Consider the following 4,112-nt stretch of genomic DNA (forward strand, 5'->3'; position numbering starts at 1 on the left):
CCACGTTGATCGCATTGCTCAGTTCACCTGAAGTCGATTCGCTCCACTGGATGTCCTGGCTCGAAAACGCCTTCCGGATGGATTCCCACTGTTCCGCAACAGCAATGACTCCGACAAAGCGACCCTTACCACTGTGATGGGTGACAATCTTTGCTACTTCTGCTGGAAGGTCATCTAAATCGATGCCCGTGAATTCTGGATCAGCGCCAGCCGATCGAACGATTTCTGGCGCACTTACGCTTGGTGCCGCGACTTCAAGCACCGGCCGGGCCACGTCAAATACTTCTGCTGGGACGCGATACCCGTGTTCGAGTTCCACTACTTCCGTTGGGAGGTTCGACTTGAGCAGAGTCTTCGCACTCTCCCAAGAGTCGGTCGCGTAGGGACCAGTGGACTGTGCGATATCGCCTACGACAGTCATGGAACCATTGCGGGACCTACGGCGAATGGCCATGAGCTGCATCTCGGACAGATCCTGTGCCTCATCGACGACAATATGGGAGTAAATATCCGACTCCCCACGTAGGAGTTCCGCGGCTTCATCCATCAGGGCTAGATCGGCGAGCGTCCAAGGCTCGTCAGCGATTCGCTTTGCCATCGGCCTATAGAGCATTCCAACTTCCGAAGCCCGAAGCAGGTCACCGGCGGCCTTGATGAGACGATCCTTCGACCCCAGCAACTCGCGGATAAATTGGGGAGCATTGAGCTGCGGCCACATTGTGTTGACTGCGTCATTTAGGGAAACAGAATCCAGGAGATCGGCAGCGGCTTGCCTGCCTCGAACGGGCAGTTCTTGCCGTGCCATTTCCGTCAACGACAGGCGAAGTTTGGCACGGCCCTCGAGGTAGATCTCGCTCTTCAGTTCCTTGATCCGTTTTGCGAGCGGTTCTGCCGGAATGGACACGTACAAGCCGCTGTCACGCCGCTGTACTCTGACCGGTTCCTTCGGTTCCTTAATTCGATCGTCCAACGCCGCCGCCAGGACGTCGGCCATGACTGCCGATCCTTTCAGCGCTGCAACTTCATCTGCCTCTGTGGAAGACGAAGTGACGCCAGGCGCCAGAAGATCCTGCAGCGAGCGCTGAACAACGTCGTTGTCACCCAAATCTGGCAAGACGCGGCGAATGTAACGAGTGAAAGTCGGGTTAGGCCCAACCACCAAGACATCCTGCGGATCGAGCTCTTCTTGGTAATTGAAGAGGAGCCAGGACACGCGGTGCAGTGCTACGGCCGTCTTACCTGTACCGGGGCCGCCCTGCACGATTAATAGCCGGTCCTTGTCCGCTCGGACGATCTTGTCCTGGGCGGCTTGAATGGTCTTGACGATATCTGTCATTGAGCCGCTTCGCTTGCGGCTCAATGCTTTCAGAAGTTCGTCGTCTGGTTCCTCCCACCCCTCGAGCTCTGCGACAGCCGCTGCAAGCTCTCTGAATACGGTGTCTTCGAAATCCTTGATTCGGTTCTTAGGAGCATCAAACTTCCGCCTCCGAACCAATCCTTTTGGGTCCTTGGCTGTTGCCTGGTTATAAGCAGCTGCGATTGGAGCCTGCCAGTTGACGACCAGAAGGTTCTTGTCGACATCGAAAATGGGCGCCTTGCCAATGTAATAGGTCTCTCCATCTTCGAGGTCGATGCGGCCGAAAGCGACCTCATCGTCCGAGGAGAAGGTTTGTTTTTTCTCTACGGCCCGCTTGAAGGCTCGTCGCTCAACCGCGGTTCCCGCAGACCACTTATCCGCGCTCCATCCGTCCGTAGCGTGATCTCTAGCAGTCTGCGCAGCGTCGAAGTAATCCTGTTCCCGCCTGAGTTCTTCAATCTTGCTGCTCGCTATTTCCCCAACCGACACTGATACTCCCCTAACTAACCGCGCCCACGCAGCCATGGGCTAACGTTTTGAACAGTAGCGGCGACCGCCGACATTGTTGCGAGATTGACCGGTGCTTTACGCTACAAAGTAGTTGCCGCTGTCGTCTTTGACGCACCGGCGGTTTTTCACGACTTTGAACAGTGCTTTTTGGACCGCAGTTTGGATATCGTTTCCCGAACGGTTCCAGCCGAAAATACCCCGAACGGTCTGCTTGATCTGTTCCTCATTAGCGAAGACAGCATCAGCAACCACTCTCACGACGGCTTCTTCGATCTCTTCGGGTGGAATGAGGTTCACTTTGCGGATGTCACCGTCGTCATCTGGTGTACGAACCGGTGTTGATTCATCTCCCGAAACCCTGACGAATCCATCTGCATAGACCTTCGCTCGAGCACCGTTGACCCGAGCCATCCCTAAAGCCTGACGCACGTTCTTCTGAATCTGCGATCCCGCACGGCCGACGCCCCAGTCTGCCTTCACTCGTTCCAGCACGGTATCCACATGCACAGGGGCCTCGACAGAGAGCACGGCGGAGCAGTAAGAGATCAGATCAGGGAGTGCATCTACCTTACCGGGCTCGTACCTATACGACTTATAGCGCTGACTGTACTTGCGATAGGGCACGGTCCATTCGGGAGCAGCCTCTAAGTCTACTTCTTGGTATTCAAGCTGTTCCATCGGCTCGGCCTTGGCCGTTTTTGGCTGGGTTTTCGGCTGATCGGCAGCATGAATGGCCTGCTGGATAGCTGCCTTCAACCGTTCCTCCTGAGTCGCCCTGTCGCGGTACCAGCTGATTCCCCAGATCCTGTGAATTTCCCAACCGAGCCCCCGAAGCACCGACTCCCGCAAACGATCTCGGTCGCGGGCAGTCTTAGCGGAATGGTAGGCAGCACCGTCGCATTCCACGCCGAGGACGAAACGGCCGGGCTGGTCTGGATGAGGAACCCCGATATCGACGCGGTAACCAGCCGAGCCTACCTGAGAAACCGCACCGTATCCCCAGGACCGAATGGTTCGAACAACTTCCTCCTCGAACGGGCTTTCAACATCGCCCACGCTTCCGGACATATCCTCAGCGAGAGCGGAATGGCCGCGCTCGGCGAAATCCAGGTAGTTCTTCAGATGCCGATTTCCGTCCGACCCGGTCTCCTGCATGTCGCTGGCCCGGAAAGAACTGACAATTTCTACTCGGCGGCGGGCACGGGTAATGGCAACGTTGAGTCGACGTTCGCCGCCCTTCTTAGTCAACGGGCCAAACATCATTGTGAATTTTCCATGCTCATCAGGGCCGTAGCCGATGCTGAAGATGATGATGTCGCGCTCGTCGCCCTGAACGGATTCGAGGTTTTTGACGAAGAAACCGTGCAAGCGGTCGTGGTCCTCCATCAGACCACGCAACAACGGTTCGCTGTCTGCACGCCGCTCAATGGCTTCGGAGACTGCATCTGCTTGCGCTGTCGAGAAGGTGACTACACCGAGCGAGAGGTCACTGTTGCTTCGCCGGTGCTCGATGATCCGGTCAACAACTCTCTCTGCTTCGATGGGGTTGGAACGGTCGCCACCGCGCCGATAGACACCCTCGGCTACGTATTCGTGATGAACCCCCAGGTCACCAGCTTCATGCGTTGCCCCCGGGAATGTGCTTAATTTGCCCTCGTAAAACCTATAGTTCGAGTAAGTAATCAAGTCCTCGTGCCGGCTCCGGTAGTGCCAGGTCAATGGCAGCGAGGGCAGTGAGCCTGATGCCTTGCAGAGGTCAAGAACACTGTCGAAGTCGTCCGGCGCCTCTTCGTCTTCACTCTCTGCGTCAGCGGAGGCGAAGAAACGAGTTGGCGGCAGCTGCTTCTGGTCGCCGGCCACAATCAGCTGTCGTCCGCGATAGATGCAGTTCACGGCGTCCGCCGGCATCACCTGGGAAGCCTCGTCAAAGATAACGACGTCGAACTTAAGCTCTGAAGGCAGGTACTGTGAGACCGAGAGCGGACTCATCATAAAGCAGGGCTTCAAGGCCTGTGCGAGTCCTGCGGTTTCTGCCAGTAACCTCCGAATTGGCTTATGCCTCGTCTTCTTATTGGCCTCGTGGGCTATGACTGCGGCCGGACCTGCATTCGAACGCGGCCGTCGTGCTGCGCAAGCAGTAACAACAGCGCTGAAGGCTTCTTGCACGAGTCGGTTGTCGAGTTCTTGAAATGAGCCGACTAGCTGATCTCGGTTATCGGCACGGTAGGACTTGAGTCGTTCGTCG

2 protein-coding genes are annotated in these 4,112 nt (G+C 56.6%); both read right to left on the minus strand.

The features are described 5' to 3' along the window. A partial coding sequence (locus D477_RS00545; RefSeq protein WP_005266178.1) for a HelD family protein occupies positions 1-1,846 on the minus strand: 1,846 nt, incomplete at its 3' end. A 96-nt stretch (positions 1,847-1,942) separates the two neighbouring features. After that, a partial coding sequence (locus tag D477_RS00550; RefSeq protein WP_237740660.1) for a DUF3320 domain-containing protein occupies positions 1,943-4,112 on the minus strand: 2,170 nt, incomplete at its 5' end.

Source organism: Arthrobacter crystallopoietes BAB-32 (assembly GCF_000328305.2).
In the GTDB taxonomy this organism is placed as follows: domain Bacteria; phylum Actinomycetota; class Actinomycetes; order Actinomycetales; family Micrococcaceae; genus Crystallibacter; species Crystallibacter crystallopoietes_A.